This is a genomic window from Mycobacterium sp., from assembly GCF_035633495.1.
Classification (GTDB): Bacteria; Actinomycetota; Actinomycetes; order Mycobacteriales; family Mycobacteriaceae; genus Mycobacterium.
This window is the reverse complement of record NZ_DASQEU010000024.1, coordinates 1-17,582: the sequence shown is the minus strand read 5'-3', so window position 1 is coordinate 17,582 and position 17,582 is coordinate 1. Positions and strand designations below refer to the sequence as shown.

Genomic DNA, 17,582 nt, shown 5'->3' with positions numbered 1-17,582 from the left:
GCTCGAGGCTAGGTGCCCTCGACGACAGCCGGGGCAGCCGCGGGCGGCATGGCCAGTTCGAGACGGACGCCGAGAAGTCGCACCGGACGATCCAGCTCGAACTTATCGAAGACCGACAGCGCGGTGTCGACGACGACCGACTCGTCGGTGCTCGCGACACCGAGCTTGCGAATCTTGGTCCTGGTGAAGAACGTGTTGGTGCGCACGGTCACGGCAACGCGGGTCACCGTGCGGCCCTGCGCGACGACCTCGTCGAGCGTCTGGCGAGCAAGGTCGACGATCGCCGTGTCCATCTCGGCTCGCTCGGTGAGATCTTCGGGAAAGGTGACGACGTGACTACGCGACCTGGGCACCCACGGTTCGGCACTGACTTCTCCGTCCCCGCCGCCCTTGGCCAGCAACAGAATCCACAACCCCGTCGTCGGTCCGAACCTCGAGACGAGTACCTCGGCATCGGTGGCGGCAAGGTCGGCGACGGTGGTGATGCCAAGGCCGGCAAGCCGTTTGGCGGTCTTGGGGCCTACGCCCCAGAGCGCATCGACGCCGCGGTCGCCCATGACCGTCATCCAGTTGTCGTCGGTCAGTCGGTAGACGCCGGCCGGCTTGCCGAATCCGGTCGCCACCTTGGCTCGCTGTTTGTTGTCGCTGATGCCCACCGAGCACGAGAGTCCCGTCTCGGCTTCGACGACGTGGCGGATGCGCTCGGCCAGTTCGTACGGATCCGCTACGGCGGCGCCGAGGTACGCCTCGTCCCAGCCCCACACCTCGAGGGGATGGCCGAGATCTCGAAGCAATCCCATCACCTGTTCGGACGCCTCGTCGTAGGCGGCGGGATCCGACGGGAGGAAGGTCGCCTCGGGGCACTTGCGGGCGGCTGCGCGCAGCGGCATGCCCGCATGCACGCCGAATTCACGCGCTTCGTAGGACGCGCACGTCACCACCTTGCGAGGTTCGCCCGGATCGCCGTTCCCGCCGACGATGACCGGCAGGCCGACGAGTTCGGGGCGCCGTCGCAGTTCGACCGACGCGAGGAACTGGTCTAGGTCGACGTGCAGCACCCACATGGCGTCTAGCCGACCCGTCTGCTCTTCGCGCGAGCGCTCACTGGTGCCCTCTGCTCTTCGCGCGAGCGCTCATCGACCACAGAGCTTGCGCGCCAAGCTTTCCCACGCGTCGCCCTGCTGCTCGAGGCTGCGGCCCAGATCGTTGACCTGATGGACGACGTGGTGGGCGTCGAGCAGTGCCAGTAGCGCATCGGTCTGCGCGTCGAGATCACCCGTCGTGCCCGCGGTCTCGAGCAGCATCCGGACGTGGGTGCGGTGCAGAGTGGCGGGCGCGTTGAACCGCGTCTGCGGATCGCTGTTGGCGTCCGAGAGCAAAACGCGGTGATCCCAGGTGAACCGCAAGCGCTCGCGGCCGTAGGCCAGCAGTCGCGCCAGCGGCGGCGCGCCAGGCCCCAGCGGTGGGGGCCCGAACATGAACGCCTGCTGTTCGGCCTTCTCGTCCTCGTCGAGGAGCACGATCATGAGACCGGCGCGGCTGCCGAAGCGTCGGAACAGGGTGCCCTTGCCGACCCCTGCGGCGGCGGCGACGTCGTCCATCGTCACGGTGTCTGCGCCGTGCTCGTCGATCAGCCGACGGGCGGCCGCTAGAAGCAGGACGCGGTTGCGCGCGGCGTCGCCACGCTCCGTCGGTGCAGAATCGGTGACCGGCAGCCCGACCAGCCCGTCACCAACGCTCATGCCTGCACTTTAGCTCAGCCGGAATGAATCGGACCGAGGTCCGGTTATCCTGTGCGAGGATCGGAACGAACTGACCGAAAGGGCCGAGGAAACATGGCGGACGTAAAGATTCTAGTACTCGTGGGCAGTCTGCGCGCGGCGTCGGTGAACCGCCAACTGGCCGAAGTGGCCGCTGAGTCGGCGCCGGCAGGCGTGTCGCTGCAGCTCTTCGACCGGCTGGGCGAGCTGCCTTTCTACAACGAGGACGTCGACGGCGAAGGAGTCGCCGAGTCCGTGCAGGCGCTGCGCCTGGCCGCGGCAGAAGCGGACGCCGCGCTGGTCGTGACGCCGGAGTACAACGGCAGCATCCCCGGAGTGCTGAAGAACGCGATCGACTGGTTGTCGCGGCCCTTCGGCGACGGAGCGCTCAAGGGCAAGCCGTTGGCGGTCGTCGGCTCGGCGCTCGGCCAGTACGGCGGCGTGTGGGCGCACGACGAGACGCGCAAGTCGTTCGGCATCGCCGGCCCACGGGTGATCGAGGACGTGAAGCTCTCGGTGCCCGCCAAGGTCTTCGACGGCAAGCACCCGCGAGAGAACGCCGACGTGGTTCAGCAGGTCCGCGACGTGGTCGGCAAGCTGGTCGCCGAGCTCGGCTGACCCCACCCGCCGCAAAGCCGCCGACGAGCCCCGACGGGGGGTCCGTCGGCGGCTTTGCTGCCGACGGGCGTCTCGAGAAGCCTGTCGGTGGCCGGTGGTAGACCAGATTGCACAGTGCGACAGGTGGCGTCTGTGACGTGCGACACGCCGCTCTGAACAAGGCTCAGGGCTTACGACCAGGGAATTTCATCAATGTCGTTCAGAACATCTTGTATCTCTTCTGATTGTCGGACACTAGGTGTAGTGTCTTGCAGACCGACAGGCCCCAGATTTCGGAGGTCGGCCGGAACTCTCGAATCCGGCGGGTCGGGTCAACCAACCGCTGGTCGAGCAGCTTCGGACGGCAGGAATTTCACGGGTCTGCGGGCTGCTGAACTTCAGGGGATAGCAGTAGCCAGTCAGACCAGTTCTCGCAGAGGAGCCGTGCCGAAGATGACAGTCACCGTCTACACCAAGCCCGCGTGCGTGCAGTGCAACGCCACCTACAAGGCGCTCGACAAGCAGGGCATTGCCTACGAGAAGGTCGACATCAGCCTGGACGCCGAGGCGCGTGACTACGTCATGGCGCTGGGTTACCTGCAGGCGCCCGTCGTCGTGGCGGGCAACGACCACTGGTCGGGCTTCCGGCCGGACCGGATCAAGTCGCTGTTCGGAGCGGTCGCGGTCACGGCATAAGGGGTATCGGGCGGGCAGAAGGGGGAATGTGATGAGCAAGCTCGTCTACTTCTCCAGCGTCTCGGAGAACACCCACCGCTTCGTCGAGAAGCTCGAGATGCCCGCCACCAGAATTCCGCTGCGCGAACGCATCGAAGTCGATGAGCCCTACGTGCTGGTGCTACCCACCTACGGCGGTGGGCACGCCAACGGTCCCGATCCCGACCGCGGGGGCTACGTCCCCAAGCAGGTGATCGCCTTCCTCAACAACGAACACAACCGGGCGTTGATCCGCGGCGTGATCGCCGCGGGCAATACCAACTTCGGCGCCGAATTCGGCTACGCGGGGGTCGTCGTCTCCCGCAAGTGCGGCGTTCCGTTCCTCTACCGCTTCGAACTGATGGGCACCACGGACGACGTCTTCGCCGTCCGTGCGGGCCTCACCGACTTCTGGAAGGACCAGACGTGTCCCCAACCGTCACTGCAGAACCTGTAACCGCCGGACCCCACGCGTTGCCCGGGGAGACGGATTACCACGCGCTGAACGCGATGCTCAATCTGTACGACGCCGACGGCAAGATCCAGTTCGACAAGGACCGGGAAGCGGCGAACCAGTATTTCCTGCAGCACGTCAACCAGAACACGGTGTTCTTCCACAACCAGGACGAGAAGCTCGACTACCTGGTCAAGGAGAACTACTACGAGCGCGAGGTGCTCGACCAGTACTCGCGCAACTTCGTCAAGACGCTGCTGGATCGCGCGTATGCCAAGAAGTTCCGCTTCCCGACGTTCCTCGGAGCGTTCAAGTACTACACGTCCTACACGCTGAAGACGTTCGACGGGAAGCGCTACCTCGAGCGCTTCGAGGACCGTGTGGTGATGGTGTCGCTCACCCTGGCCGCCGGTGACACCATGCTGGCCGAGAAGCTGGTCGACGAGATCATCGACGGACGGTTCCAGCCGGCCACCCCGACGTTCCTCAACTCGGGCAAGAAGCAGCGCGGCGAGCCGGTCAGCTGCTTCCCAGCCGGAACTCCAGTGGATACCCCCGAGGGCCCAAAGGCGATCGAGACGCTGCAGGCGGGTGACCGGGTGCTCTCGCACGACGGGTCCTATTCCTTCGTGGAAGACGTCGTTGAGAACCCCAATGAGCAAGCTCTGGTGTCCATCTCACACTTCGGGCACAGAGAGCCGATCCGATGCACACCGGAGCATCCAATTCTGGTGTGGACGACGCGTGAGGTCGAGACTCTCATCGAAGGCGATGGCGCCGATCCGTTCAATGGATTCGTATGGCTAGCTGCCAAAGATATTCAACCCACAGACTTCATCGTGACTGCAGCACCGTTGGAGCGGCGCGAGCGGCGCGTCTATGACTTGATGTTGCACGTCGGCCCAGGTGTTCACGAAGACGTGGACGGCCTGATCCGCAAGGTGAACTCGGACTTGAAGCACCGCAGCAAACAGCGTCATCGGATGAGCTTCGTTTCGGTGAACCGCTATGTCGAAGAATCGTACGACCTGGGGCTCATCCTGGGCTGGTACGTATCCGAAGGTTACGTTTCCAAGAGGGCGGGTTCAGACGGACTGATGCCCAATGGCATTCACTTCACGCTCGGCGCACACGAACTCGCATACCAGCAAGAGTTGGCAACAGCCTTCAAGCGGGTGTTCGCCGCCGACCTGGCCGTCCACGAGAGCGTTTCGGACCAATCGGTCCGCATGGTGTGCAACAGCAGGACCGTGTCGTCACTGATGCTCTCCATGGTTGGAACCGGATACCGCTTCAAGCGGCTGTCCCATGATGCCCTCACAGCCGATGAAGAATTCCAGCGTGGACTGCTGGCCGGGTTGTTCCGCGGGGACGGGTGCAGCACCACCGGCGGGATGATGCTCGACCTCGTGAATCCGGAGTTGATCGATCAGGTACAGCTGCTTCTTCGTCGGCTGGGGATCGTTTCCACCGTTCGCGATTACGTCAATCGGGCAGGCAACGTGACGGGACAGGTCTTCGTGCCTGGATTGCCCGGCACGAACGAGGAGTTCATCTTCGATGTCGGCAAGAACCTGCACAACTACGTAGGCCGAAAGGGTTCGTCCCGCAGGACATACCAGGTCGTGCATGGTCGCCATGTGTACGGAATCCGCGAAGCGACGCCTACGCAGGAAACTCCGGAGAAGGTGTACAACCTTCACGTCGAGGGCACGCATACGTACACGATTCGCGGCACGGTCGTGCACAACTGCTTCCTGCTACGCATCGAGGACAACATGGAGTCCATCGGGCGCTCCATCAACTCGGCGCTGCAGCTGTCCAAGCGCGGTGGCGGAGTCGCGTTGCTGCTGAGCAACATTCGCGAGCACGGCGCCCCGATCAAGAACATCGAGAACCAGTCCTCGGGCGTCATCCCGATCATGAAGCTGCTGGAGGACTCGTTCTCCTACGCCAACCAGCTCGGCGCCAGGCAGGGTGCGGGTGCGGTCTACCTGCATGCGCACCACCCCGACATCTACCGGTTCCTCGACACCAAGCGTGAGAACGCCGACGAGAAGATCCGCATCAAGACCCTCAGCCTCGGTGTGGTCATCCCCGACATCACGTTCGAGCTCGCGAAGCGCAACGAGGACATGTACCTGTTCTCGCCGTACGACGTCGAGCGTGTCCACGGCATCCCGTTCGCCGACATCTCGGTGACCGAGAAGTACTACGAGATGGTCGACGACGCGCGCATCCGCAAGACCAAGATCAAGGCGCGCGAGTTCTTCCAGACGCTGGCCGAGCTGCAGTTCGAGTCCGGCTACCCGTACATCATGTACGAGGACACGGTGAACCGGGCCAACCCCATCGAGGGCAAGATCACGCACAGCAACCTGTGCTCCGAGATCCTGCAGGTGTCGACGCCGTCGCTGTTCAACGAGGACCTGACCTACGCCAAGGTGGGCAAGGACATCTCCTGCAACCTCGGCTCGCTCAACATCGCCAAGGCCATGGACTCGCCGGACTTCGCGCAGACCATCGAGGTGTCCATCCGCGCGCTGACCGCCGTGAGCGATCAGACCCACATCTGGTCGGTGCCGTCGATCGAGCAGGGCAACAACGACTCTCACGCGATCGGCCTCGGGCAGATGAACCTGCACGGATACCTCGCGCGCGAGCGGATCCTCTACGGCTCCGAAGAGGGCGTCGACTTCACCAACATGTACTTCTACACGGTGCTCTACCACGCACTGCGGGCGAGCAATCGCATCGCGATCGAACGCGGCAGGGCGTTCGGGGGCTTCGAACGCTCGAAGTACAAGTCGGGCGAGTTCTTCGACAAGTACACCGAGCAGCCGTGGGAGCCTGCTACCGCGCGGGTCCGCGAGCTGTTCTCCGAGGCGGGAATTCGCATTCCGACCCAGGAGGATTGGGTGCGGTTGAAGGACTCGGTGCAGACGCACGGGATCTATAACCAGAACCTGCAGGCCGTCCCGCCGACGGGGTCGATCTCCTACATCAACTACTCGACCAGCTCGATCCACCCGGTGGCCAGCAAGATCGAGATCCGCAAGGAAGGCAAGATCGGCCGCGTCTACTACCCGGCGCCGTACCTGACGAACGAGAACCTGGAGTACTACCAGGACGCGTACGAGATCGGTTACGAGAAGATCATCGACACCTACGCCGCGGCCACCCAGCACGTGGATCAGGGGTTGAGCCTGACGCTGTTCTTCAAGGACACCGCCAGCACGCGTGACGTCAACAAGGCGCAGATCTACGCGTGGCGCAAGGGCATCAAGACGCTGTACTACATCCGCCTGCGCCAAATGGCCTTGGAGGGAACAGAAGTCGAGGGCTGCGTCAGCTGCATGCTGTAGTGACGTGTTCCCGCTGAATGAGTCCAGCTTGATTTGGAGTCTCGTGGCCCGATGTCGGGCTGGAAGGGACGATGAATAGATGGCTGGCCGGAAGCGGCATTCCGCGGAGGACATCGTGCGCAAGCTGCGGCGTGCCGATGAGCTGACCGCGGCAGGTAAGACCGGTGAGGAGATCGCCGCCGAACTCGGTGTCTCGGCGGCCACGCTGTACAACTGGCGCCGCGCTTACGGCGGGATGGACACCGACGCCGCCGAAGAACTCAAGGAGCTGCGCGAGCAGAACGCCCGCCTCAAACGGCTGCTGGCCGAGGCCGAACTGGTCAAAGACGCGCTGCGGGAGGTAGCGAAGGGAAAAATTCTGAGCCCAGCCGCCAAGCGCCGCGCCGTGGACATGCTCAAGGACACGTTGAGCATGTCGGAACGGTTGGCGTGCATGGCGGTTGGGCTTACCCGCTTCACCACCGACGCCTCCCGCTCGCACAGACCCCGGCCGATCCCGATGCCGACATGCGGGCCTGGCTGCGCTCCTATGCCACCAAACACCCGTGTCATGGGTTCCGGCGTGCCTGGGCGGCGTTGCGCTACGACGAGCGCCGCGAGGTCAACAAGATCCACCGGCTGTGGCGCGAAGAAGGACTCCAGGTGAAGGTTGTCTCGCCTCGGAAGCGGGCCGGGGTGTCGTCGATCCCGCCGATGGAGGCCGACGCCCCGAACGTGGTGTGGGCGATCGACTTCCAGTTCGACTCCACCATCGATGGCAAAGCGATCAAGACCGCCTCGGTGATCGACGAACACACTCGCGAGTCACTGCTGCACATGGTCGAGAGATCGATCACCGCCGAACGGCTCGTGACCGAGCTTGACACGGTGTTCGCCGCTGCTGGCGGTCCGCCGAAGGTGCTGCGGATGGATTATGGTCCGGAGTTCATTTCTCAAGCGCTGCAACAGTTTTGCGACGGCAAGGTCGGCACGTCCTACATCCCGCCCGTTACGCCGTGGAATAACGGGTACATCGAATCGTTTAACAACCGGCTACGGAAGGAGTGCCTCAACCGCAACCACTGGAACACCCTGCTCGAAGCCCGGGTGGTGATCGGTGATTTCAAGCACGAACATAATCACCGACACCGGCATTCAGCGCTGGGCCGAACGCCGGCCGAGTACGCTGCCGGATGCCGGCACACCCACACCCCGGTGGCCTGCGAGATCAACTGAATCCGGTACAACGAACCCGACTCTAATTCAACTCTAACTCCGGGTGGACTCAGTAACGGGGACTCGCCACTCGAAAACACCGAAACCGGTCTCCTCGATCGCCACGCTCGCCAGCTCGGCCGCCGCGCGGACCCCGGCGCGCACCATCGCCTCGACGATCCGGTCGACCTGCTCCTGGTTGAGCCTGCGAAACTCTCCGTCCGCGATCGCGGCGGTGTCGACGATCGCGTCGATCTCGCCGCTCCGGTGGTCGTTGGTTTCCGGCTTTCCGCCGATAAGGGTGGTACTCATGACCGCATCCCTTGGCTAGGACTCGCTCAGACAAGGTCGACTCGTGGATGCATACGAGCGGATCGGCGCCTGAGAGGCGCTCCAGTTGAGCCGGTTGGCCCGTAGTGAACAAGACATTACTTTTCCCAAGCTGAATACGCGGGTTCGATTCCCGTCATCGGCTCAGAACAACTGCAGTTCAGAGTCACAAATCTCAACCACAGGTTGAGAGTTGCCCGTATCACGTGGGCGTGCGAAACGCCTACCCGAAAGCCATTTGCTGACGATTGTCGTCACTCAGCGCGTGGCCATGGGTGCTGACCCTGGGTGTGTTTGCCGTGGGCACAGCGGTGATCCGGGCCTGGCGGCGACGTCGGCGCGCCATCATCACGACGCCCGGGTGACGAGGGCTCTGCATGTCCGGTGCACAATCACCGGTGATGACATCGATCGCGTCGGCGTGGACTCCCGGCCTGGTCACGCTGCGGCACTACCGCCGCCGGTGGCTGGGCGGCGACGTGATGGCCGGAATCACCGTGGCCGCCTACCTGGTGCCCCAGGTGATGGCCTATGCCACCGTTGCCGGTCTACCGCCGGTGGCCGGGTTGTGGGCGTCGCTGGCGCCGATGGCGGTGTACGCGCTGCTGGGCTCGTCGAGGCAGCTTTCGGTCGGACCCGAGTCCACCACCGCGCTGATGACGGCGAGCGCCCTGGCCCCGCTGGTCGTCGGGGATCCCGGCCGCTACGCGGCGATGGCCGCCGTGCTGGCGCTGCTGGTCGGCGGGATCTGCCTGGTCGCCGGCCTGTGCCGGTTGGGATTTCTAGCCGACCTGTTGTCCCGTCCCGTCCTGGTCGGCTATATGACCGGCGTGGCGGTCATCATGATCGGTGGCCAGCTCGGCAAGGTCACCGGCGTGCCGGTCAGCGGTGAGGAGTTCGTCGAGCAGGTGCGCTCCTTCGCCGCGCACGTCAGGGAGTGGCACCCGCCGACCCTCGCGCTGTCGGCCGGGGTGCTGACGCTGTTGCTCGTGGCCAACCGGCTGTTTCCGCGCTTCCCGGGTGCGCTGTTCGCGGTCCTGGCGGCGGCCGCGGCGGTGGCGCTGTTTGCGCTGGATGAGAAGGGGATTCGCGTCGTCGGCGACATCCCGGCCGGGTTGCCGGCGCCCGGGCTGCCGGGAGTCAGCGGGGCCGACCTGACCGCCCTGCTGATTCCCGCGGTCGGGGTGGCCATGGTGGCGTTCTCCGACAACACGCTGACGGCGCGTACCTTCGCCGCGCGCAAGCGTCAGAACATCGACGTCAACGCCGAACTGCGGGCGCTGGGCCTGTGCAACCTGACTGCCGGCGTCACACAGGGTTTTCCGGTCAGTTCCAGCGGCAGCCGCACCGCACTCGGTGACACCGTTGGCAGCCGCACCCAGGTGTATTCGCTGGTCATGCTGGCCTCCGTGGTGCTGATCATGTTCGGCGGACGCGGAGTGCTGGAGCACTTTCCGATGCCGGCGCTGGGGGCGCTGGTCATCTATGCCGCGTGGCGGCTCATCGACATCGGTGAGTTCGCCCGCCTGGCCCGTTTCCGCCGAAGCGAGCTGCTTCTGGCGTTGGCCACCACCGCGGCGGTACTGGGCATCGGCGTGCTTTACGGGGTTCTAGTGGCGATAGCGCTGTCGATTCTCGACCTGTTGCGCCGCGTGGCCCGTCCGCATGACGGCGTGCTCGGCTACGTCCCGGGATTGGCGGGCATGCACGACGTCGACGACTACTCGGACGCGGTGCCGGTGCCGGGACTTGTCGTGTACCGCTACGACGCACCGTTGTTCTTCGCCAACGCCGAGAACTTCCGTGAGCGGGCGATCGCGGCCGTCGATCAGAGTCCCGGCCCGGTCGAATGGTTCGTGCTCAACGCCGAAGCCAATGTCGACCCCGATCTGACCGCCGTCGATGCCCTGGAGCAGTTGCGCCGCGATCTGAACCGGCGCGGAATCGTGTTCGCGATGGCGCGGGTCAAACAAGACCTGCGGGATGATCTGGAGGTTGCGGGATTCCTTGGCCGGGTGGGCGAGGACCGGATCTTCGCGACCCTGCCCACCGCGGTCGACGCGTTCCGCAACCGGTAGCCCGCTCGCCGCTTAGCGTCGACGCCCCGGCGTCGGCTGGAGTGGACGATCGCCAGCGCGGAGAAAGTGACGGACGAAGGCCAGAAGCGTAAGGCACCTATCCGAGACGACGACGGCCCCGACCCGCGTCTGCACATCGTGTGACCGCACTGGCGGCGCCGGCCCGGATCTGCGCGTGCACCTCAGCCGCGACAACACCTCGGTACAGGCCGCGGCCAACGCCGCTCAGACCTCGAGCCTGCCTGGGCCCGCCTGGGCAGGCGGTAGGCCCGAACCGATGCGGAACACATGGCGCCGGGATCGCCGGATGAGCCGGCTTCCCAATGGCGCCGAGGGTGCGAGCTGATCGTTCGGAGTTAGATACATATTAGGTTGCAGCACAGAGCTTTTCGAGGCTCGGGTGGTCATCAGGGACTTCAAACACGAGCGCAGCCACCGCCACCACCGGCATTCGGCCCTGCCAGATCAACTGAATCCGAAACCAAACAACCCGACTCTAAAACACTCTAAAACGGACTGGACTCAGTAACGGGGACTCGCCAGTAGCGCCACGTCCGGCCGCCGGAAAATCAGTGGAATTCGGCGGCCGGGTCGTTCAGTCTCGAAGGCGTGAACGTTCACCTATACGCGTCGCCTGATGGCTTCGGCCCGGTTGCACGCTGGGTCTACCGCCGGGATCCGGTGCGGTTCACCACCGAACTCACCACTTTGCGCACCTCGCGGTGGCCCACCGATCAACTCCTGTTGGCGGCCTTCGATTGCGATGGCGCCGTCGGCGCGGCGCTGCAGATGCGGGATGCGGTGCTTCTGGTCAACGGGCTGCCACCCACGTTGGCGAAGGAAGTGGCGGCAGCGCTCGCGCCGGTGCGGGCCGACCTGCCCGCCGTGCGCGGAACACCTGCTACCGCAGAGACTTTCAGTCGAGCATGGACCGAGGCCACGGGTGCGAACACCTCGACGTCGTTCGAGGAGACGCTGTACCGCCTCGGCGAGCTGGTCCCGCCCAGTGGAGTCGTCGGCGAACCGGGGCTTGCCCAAGACGAGGACTCCGAGTTGCTCGTCGGGTGGCTCGACGCGTTCTTCGTCGAGGCGTTCGAGTCCGCGTCGAACCCCGAGGCGAGCCGGGGACTGGTCACCGGCATCGCCGACGCCGGCGGGCACGTCGTGCTGTGGACCGTGGACGGAACACCGGTCGCGATGGCGCGGGTCCACGGCTGTCTGCTCGGGATGTCGCGGATCGGTCCGGTCTACACACCGCCCGAGAGCAGAGGCCACGGCTACGGCGCAGCGGTGACCGCCGAGGCGGTGCGGCACGCCCAGCGCAACGGCGCTCGCGACGTGGTGTTGTTCGCCGACAACGCCAACCCGGTGTCGAACCGTATCTACCGGAGAATCGGCTTCGAGCCCGTCGCCGAGAGTGTGCAGCACGCGTTCGCCGGGTGACGGCTAGGCCCGGCGGCCGACTGCCACAGGAAACGGCCGCGAGACGTTCGTCAGCACGGGCTTCTTGGCAGGGCGGGTGGTCGTCGACGTCGGAGCCGGCGTAGCCGGGCCGATGAAGCACTCGCCGGACTGCTCGTCGTAATCCCCGCCGTAGACGACGCAGCAGATACCGATTCCGTCGGTGTCTTGATGGTCGACGACGCATTGCAGAAAGTCGTCCTCGTCGTTACTGGAGACGGGCTGTGCAGTGGCGCCGGCGGCGAGGCCGAGCGCGAGTCCTGCCGCAATGGCGGTCGAGGCCAGGATCCGGTGGGTGAGTCGAACGATGGACATGGCGTCCTCCTACGTGTGTCGCCTCTCGGTGCGGGGCGTTCACGGGTAGGAGTGATCGAAGCGGCCAGACACGACACTTTTCTGCGGACTGGTTGCGCCCGGCACTACTGTCTTGGCGTCTTCGGCACGCGGACTCCGAGCGCGCGGCAGACGAATTCGGCCGGGATGTCGTGCTTGTAGTGCAGTGACAGTTGACCTTGAAAGCTGCGGTCCACCCAATGGACGTCCAGGTCGAGTGTCAGGCCGTCAGCACCTATGTCGATCTTCATCGGCCTGGGTTCGGTGGCGTCCCAGCGGCAGTCGACGGCCCGGGCCGCCGGATCGGACCGAATTCCCAATGTCGCCACGACGCGCTGCGAGGTGAAGACAAGCGGCCCCGGACGTTCGCGAGATAGAGGCGCTGGAGTGCAAGCCGGGGACCGACCCGCTGAATCGGCGGATCACCGCGAGATTCACGCCGAGATCGTCACGCCCTCGGATTCGAGTTGAGAGCGCAGTTCTTCGGGCAGCTTGCCGACGCCGAACATTCTGCGAAGAAACGCTGGCACATCGTCACGCCAACGCGTGGTGGTCATGCGTTCTCATACGCTCTTAGCGGCGAGTCGCGAACGAAATCGCACAGCGGGTAAGACAGTGGGCGTGGCGGTGGGTTCGGGCGACCTATTTCACCTTGTGCTGCGGACCCTGTTCCTTCTTGTACAGCGCCTTGAGCATGCGGTCCCGGAAGAACGCGTTGTCGATCAACTTGATGCCGCTGTTCGCCACGGCGGGGATGCCCGCGAGCTTGTGGAAGTAGCGGCCGCGCCGGTACTCCTTACCCCAGGCGGCTTCCATGCGCTGGGCGTAGTTGGTGAAGTCGTCCGGCCCGCCATTGAGCAGCGCCGCGATCGCGCACTCGCCAGCGGCGAGGCCCGACTCGAGCGCCTTGGAGATGCCCGCGCCCGACGCCGGCTTGCCCGCGCCGAGCGAGTCACCGGTGAAGAGCACACCGGGACGCCACGGCGGCCACGCGGTGAAGCCCATCGGCAACCGCCAGGCCCGCACCAGCTTGTCCTTCTTCAACTCCTCGATGGGCGGCAGGTCCCATTCGCGCGGCAGCGTACGCATGAACTCGCCCATGAACTGGGTTGCGTTGATCTGCTGCCAGTTCTTGTAGCTGTTGACGTAACCCAGGCCGATGTTGATGCGCCCGCCACCGAACGGGAACACCCACGCGTAGCCCGGCAGCTGGTCGCCCTGGAACTTCAGGTTGAGGTAGATGTCCAGCGAGTCGGAGTCCGGCTTGTTGGCGGGCATCTCCGCGCGAATCGCGATCGCCGAGTAGCCGTTGTACTCCGAGTCGATCTTCAAGGCCCGCTTGATGGGGGAGTACGCCCCGTCGGCCGCGATGACGGCGTCACCGAGGACCTTCTCGCCGCTCTTGAGGACGACGCCGACGACGCGACCGTTGGCGTCGAGTTCGGGGCCCGTCACCTCGCACGACTGCCGGATCTCGGCACCTGCGGCCTCGGCGTGCTTGAGCAGCAGGGTGTCCAGCTGGGGGCGGGGTGCGACGTACCCGTGGTTCGGCATCCCGGGGCGGGTCGGAAAGGACAACTCCCACTGCGAGGGGCTGTACACCGTCACCCGGTTGACCCGGTGGAACTTGTCGACCTCTTCGGCGAGGCCCATCTTCTGCAGGTAGCTGACCGCACGGGCCGTCAGTCCGTCGCCGCACGGCTTGTCGCGGGGGAACTCGGCCTTGTCCAGGACGACTACCTTGGCGCCCGTCAGCGCTGCCTGCCATGCTGCGGCGGCGCCGGAAGGCCCTCCGCCGGCAATCACCAGGTCGTAACGCTGCGTCATGAGTCTCGTCTCGTGTAGCTGGGGTATATCCGGAGGAAATGGTACCCGCGCCCGATGAGGGCCTCTGTCGAGCACGGTGACGAATGTCCTACTCGGCTGGGCCGTCGGCTCGGCGGTCCCGGCGCGGTCTTGGCAGGTCAGCACCTCTCAGCCGGTACAGTGAGTCCGTGCGCAGACCGTCTCGGCCCCATCCGGGGACCCAACCCGGCGTGAAGGTCGATGCGCGCAGCGAGCGTTGGCGCGAGCATCGCAAGAAGGTGCGCGCCGAGATCGTCGACGCCGCCTTCCGCGCCATCGACCACCTCGGCCCCGAGCTCTCCCTTCGTGAGATCGCCGAGGAGGCGGGCACGGCGAAGCCGAAGATCTACCGGCACTTCACCGACAAGTCCGACCTGTTCCAGGCGATCGGCGAACGGCTGCGAGACATGCTGTGGGCGGCCATCTTCCCGGCCATCAACGTGTCGGCCGACCCCGCTCGCGAGGTGATCCGGCGCAGCGTCGAGCAGTACGTGTACATGGTCGACGAACATCCCAACGTGTGCCGGTTCCTGATTCAGGGCCGCTTCGCCGAACAGAGCGAGTCGACGATGCGGGCACTCAACGAGGGGCGTGACATCACGCTGGCGATGGCCGCCATGTTCAACGACGAGCTCCGCGAGATGGAACTCGACGGCGCGGCGATCGAGCTGGCCGCGTTCACGACGTTCGGTTCCGCCGCGGCTGCCACGGAATGGTGGCTCGGCCCCGGCGCCGACAGCCCCCGGCGGATGCCGCCGGAGGAGTTCATCGCGCACATGACGACGATCATGTTGGGCGCGATCAACGGCACCTGTGAGCTGCTGGGCATCAAGATCGACCCCGAACTGCCCCTCCACGAGGGGGTTCGCCGCCGCGAATCCGTGGCCTGATATCCGGTACCCGCGTTCCCAGGTATCGTTGTCGCCATGACCATTGCCGAAGAGGCAGGCGCCGTGTCGGCGCAGAAGAACCCCGTCCGCACCCGCGCCGTCATCATCGGTACCGGATTCTCCGGCCTCGGCATGGGCATCGCGCTGCAGAAGCAGGGCGTCGACTTCGTGATCCTCGAGAAGGCCGACGAGATCGGCGGCACCTGGCGTGACAACACCTACCCCGGCTGCGCCTGCGACATCCCCTCGCACATGTACTCGTTCTCCTTCGAGCCGAAGCCCGACTGGAGCCACATGTGGTCACTCCAACCCGAGATCTTCGACTACTTGAAGGGCGTCACCGAAAAGTACGGACTGCGTCGGTACGTCCGCTTCAACTCGCACGTCAACCGCGCGTACTGGGACGACGCGGAGATGCGGTGGCACGTCTTCACCGAGGGCGGGCAGGAGTACGTCACGCAGTTCCTCATCTCGGGTGCCGGCGCACTGCACATCCCGCTGATCCCCGACATCGAGGGGCGCGACGACTTCGCCGGCGCGTCCTTCCACTCGGCGCAGTGGGACCACTCCCTGGACATCACCGGCAAGCGGGTCGCCGTCATCGGCACCGGTGCCAGCGCCATCCAGTTGGTGCCCGAGATCGTCAAGGACGTCGCCGAACTTCAGGTGTACCAACGCACGCCACCGTGGGTGATGCCGCGGCCGAACAACGCGCTGCCAAAGTGGGTCCGGCGGACGTTCACCGACGTGCCCGGCACCAGGGCCGCGATGCGGGTGGGCATCTACTGGATGCACGAGGTGGTGGGCTTCGGGATGACGAAGCAGCCCGAGTTGCTCAGAGTCGGTGCCTGGCTGGGCAAGTGGAACATCCGCCGCGCCGTCAAGGACAAGGCGTTGCGCCGCAAGCTGACGCCGAACTATCGGGCCGGCTGCAAGCGAATCCTCAACTCCGACACCTACTATCGCGGCATCGCGAACCCCAAGACCCAGGTGATCACCGAACCCATCGTGCGGATGACGCGCGACGGCATCGTCACCGGCGACGGTGTTGAGCATCCGGTCGACGTGGTGGTGTTCGCGACGGGGTTCCACGTCACCGATTCGTACTCCTACGTCGACATCAAGGGTTCCGGTGGAGAGGATCTCGTGGACCGTTGGAACCGCAACGGCGTCGAGGCGCACCGGGGCGTCGCCGTCGCCGACATGCCCAACCTGTTCTTCCTGCTCGGTCCGAACACCGGCCTCGGCCACAACTCGGTGGTGTTCATGATCGAGTCTCAGATCCGGTACGTGGCGCAGGCGATCGCCGCCGTCGACAAGGCGCGCGCCCAGGCGGTGGCGCCCACCCGCAGCGCACAGGCCGACTTCAACGGCGAGCTGCAGGACGATCTCGCCAAGACGGTGTGGAACACCGGAGGTTGCCGGAGCTGGTACATGGACTCCCACGGCGTCAACCGGGTCCTGTGGGGCGGCATGACCTGGCAGTACTGGTTGGCGACCCGCCGATTCAAGGCCGATGAGTACGAGTTCAGCGGTCGGTGAGGGTGTCGGCGACACGACACGCCAACACAAGTTGTTGTGTTGCAGCGCGTCGTCGTACCCCAGTTGTAGTGTCAGAGCAGATACTCGTCACGTTCTGAATTGGGGTCAAAGGTGTCCGAGGGAATGAAGCTGATCGACCGAGTCTCGGCCATCAACTGGAACCGCATTCACGACGAGAAGGACGCCGAGGTCTGGGAGCGTCTGACCGGCAACTTCTGGTTGCCGGAGAAGGTGCCGGTGTCCAACGACATTCCGTCCTGGGGCACGCTGAACGCCCACGAGAAGCAGCTGACCATGCGGGTCTTCACCGGCCTGACGCTTCTGGACACCATCCAGGGCACCGTCGGCGCCGTCAGCCTGATCCCGGATGCGATCACGCCGCACGAGGAGGCGGTGTACACCAACATCGCGTTCATGGAGTCGGTGCACGCCAAGAGCTACAGCAACATCTTCTCCACGCTGTGCTCGACCGTGGAGATCGACGAGGCGTTCCGCTGGTCGGAGGAGAACCCCAACCTGCAGCGCAAGGCCGAGATCGTCATGAACTTCTACAAGGGTGACGATCCGCTGAAGCGCAAGGTGGCCTCGACGCTGCTGGAGAGCTTCCTGTTCTACTCGGGCTTCTACCTGCCGATGTACTGGAGCAGCCGCGCCAAGCTCACCAACACCGCCGACATGATCCGGCTGATCATCCGCGACGAGGCCGTGCACGGCTACTACATCGGCTACAAGTTCCAGAAGGGTCTGGCGCAGGCGGACGAGGCCCGCAAGGCCGAGATGAAGGACTACACGTACGAGTTGCTGTTCGAGCTCTACGATAACGAGGTCGAATACACCCAGGACCTCTACGACGAGGTTGGCCTGACCGAGGACGTCAAGAAGTTCCTGCGGTACAACGCGAACAAGGCCCTGATGAACCTCGGGTACGAGGCGCTTTTCCCCAAGGACGAGACCGACGTCAACCCGGCGATCCTGTCGGCATTGAGCCCCAACGCCGACGAGAACCACGACTTCTTCTC

General features: G+C 64.9%; 16 protein-coding genes and 1 pseudogene. 10 read left to right on the top strand and 7 right to left on the bottom strand.

What is annotated here, in order from left to right; translation table 11 throughout:
* Positions 1 to 8: 8 nt before the first annotated feature.
* Positions 9 to 1,064 carry a DNA polymerase IV gene (locus tag VET27_RS04745; protein ID WP_526515653.1) on the bottom strand — a complete coding sequence of 352 codons (1,056 nt, stop codon included), beginning with the start codon at positions 1,062 to 1,064 and terminating at the stop codon, positions 9 to 11.
* Between the two features lie 69 nt (positions 1,065 to 1,133).
* A complete protein-coding gene (locus VET27_RS04740) occupies positions 1,134 to 1,742 on the bottom strand; it encodes a TetR/AcrR family transcriptional regulator (protein ID WP_526515651.1) in 609 nt (202 codons plus the stop codon).
* A 93-nt stretch (positions 1,743 to 1,835) separates the two neighbouring features.
* Between VET27_RS04740 and VET27_RS04735 the strand changes: the two genes are divergently transcribed.
* The 5 genes from VET27_RS04735 (at position 1,836) to VET27_RS04715 (ending at position 8,105) form a co-directional block, all read left to right on the top strand.
* Entirely contained in the window at positions 1,836 to 2,378 is a 543-nt protein-coding gene (locus VET27_RS04735; protein WP_526515649.1) for an NADPH-dependent FMN reductase, read from the top strand.
* A gap of 432 nt (positions 2,379 to 2,810) precedes the next feature.
* Positions 2,811 to 3,053 (top strand): redoxin NrdH, encoded by a 243-nt coding sequence (locus tag VET27_RS04730; protein ID WP_526515647.1) that lies wholly within the window; start codon positions 2,811 to 2,813, stop codon positions 3,051 to 3,053.
* Positions 3,054 to 3,084: 31 nt separating this feature from the next.
* Positions 3,085 to 3,528: a class Ib ribonucleoside-diphosphate reductase assembly flavoprotein NrdI gene (gene nrdI / locus VET27_RS04725; protein WP_526515645.1), complete on the top strand. Its 444-nt coding sequence runs from the start codon at positions 3,085 to 3,087 to the stop codon at positions 3,526 to 3,528.
* Entirely contained in the window at positions 3,498 to 6,890 is a 3,393-nt protein-coding gene (gene nrdE / locus VET27_RS04720; protein WP_526515643.1) for a class 1b ribonucleoside-diphosphate reductase subunit alpha, read from the top strand. The genes nrdI and nrdE overlap by 31 nt, the downstream gene beginning before the upstream one ends.
* 79 nt (positions 6,891 to 6,969) lie before the next feature.
* A protein-coding gene (locus tag VET27_RS04715; RefSeq protein WP_526515641.1) for an IS3 family transposase occupies positions 6,970 to 8,105 on the top strand; the annotation gives its coding sequence in 2 pieces (ribosomal slippage) (positions 6,970 to 7,351 and positions 7,351 to 8,105; 1,137 coding nt in all).
* 60 nt (positions 8,106 to 8,165) lie between these two features.
* Here the strand turns inward: VET27_RS04715 and VET27_RS04710 are convergent.
* A pseudogene (locus VET27_RS04710) lies at positions 8,166 to 8,396 on the bottom strand (hypothetical protein); the annotation flags it as partial.
* A gap of 419 nt (positions 8,397 to 8,815) precedes the next feature.
* Between VET27_RS04710 and sulP the strand changes: the two are divergent.
* Together sulP and VET27_RS04700 are read left to right on the top strand one after the other, a co-directional pair.
* Entirely contained in the window at positions 8,816 to 10,492 is a 1,677-nt protein-coding gene (gene sulP / locus VET27_RS04705) for a sulfate permease (protein WP_526515639.1), read from the top strand.
* Between the two features lie 609 nt (positions 10,493 to 11,101).
* Positions 11,102 to 11,935 (top strand): GNAT family N-acetyltransferase, encoded by an 834-nt coding sequence (locus VET27_RS04700; RefSeq protein WP_526515637.1) that lies wholly within the window; start codon positions 11,102 to 11,104, stop codon positions 11,933 to 11,935.
* A 3-nt stretch (positions 11,936 to 11,938) separates the two neighbouring features.
* On the opposite strand, the gene VET27_RS04695 is transcribed toward VET27_RS04700, so the two are convergent.
* The 4 genes from VET27_RS04695 to VET27_RS04680 all read right to left on the bottom strand — a co-directional run bounded on the left by VET27_RS04695 (position 11,939) and on the right by VET27_RS04680 (position 14,113).
* Positions 11,939 to 12,268: a hypothetical protein gene (locus tag VET27_RS04695; RefSeq protein ID WP_526515635.1), complete on the bottom strand. Its 330-nt coding sequence runs from the start codon at positions 12,266 to 12,268 to the stop codon at positions 11,939 to 11,941.
* Positions 12,269 to 12,372: 104 nt separating this feature from the next.
* A complete protein-coding gene (locus tag VET27_RS04690) occupies positions 12,373 to 12,615 on the bottom strand; it encodes a hypothetical protein (protein ID WP_526515633.1) in 243 nt (80 codons plus the stop codon).
* A 105-nt stretch (positions 12,616 to 12,720) separates the two neighbouring features.
* Positions 12,721 to 12,843, bottom strand: coding sequence for a hypothetical protein (locus tag VET27_RS04685; protein ID WP_526515631.1), 123 nt, complete (start codon positions 12,841 to 12,843; stop codon positions 12,721 to 12,723).
* An 85-nt stretch (positions 12,844 to 12,928) separates the two neighbouring features.
* The gene (locus VET27_RS04680) at positions 12,929 to 14,113 is read right to left on the bottom strand and encodes an NAD(P)/FAD-dependent oxidoreductase (RefSeq protein WP_526515629.1); all 1,185 of its coding nucleotides are present in this window, start codon (positions 14,111 to 14,113) and stop codon (positions 12,929 to 12,931) included.
* A gap of 167 nt (positions 14,114 to 14,280) precedes the next feature.
* On the opposite strand from VET27_RS04680, the gene VET27_RS04675 reads away from it, so the two are divergent.
* The 3 genes from VET27_RS04675 to nrdF form a co-directional block, all read left to right on the top strand.
* Positions 14,281 to 15,021, top strand: coding sequence for a TetR/AcrR family transcriptional regulator (locus VET27_RS04675; RefSeq protein WP_526515627.1), 741 nt, complete (start codon positions 14,281 to 14,283; stop codon positions 15,019 to 15,021).
* A gap of 36 nt (positions 15,022 to 15,057) precedes the next feature.
* Positions 15,058 to 16,563: a flavin-containing monooxygenase gene (locus tag VET27_RS04670; RefSeq protein ID WP_526515625.1), complete on the top strand. Its 1,506-nt coding sequence runs from the start codon at positions 15,058 to 15,060 to the stop codon at positions 16,561 to 16,563.
* A gap of 123 nt (positions 16,564 to 16,686) precedes the next feature.
* Positions 16,687 to 17,582: class 1b ribonucleoside-diphosphate reductase subunit beta (gene nrdF / locus VET27_RS04665; RefSeq protein WP_526515623.1), on the top strand; the 896-nt coding region annotated here is incomplete at its 3' end.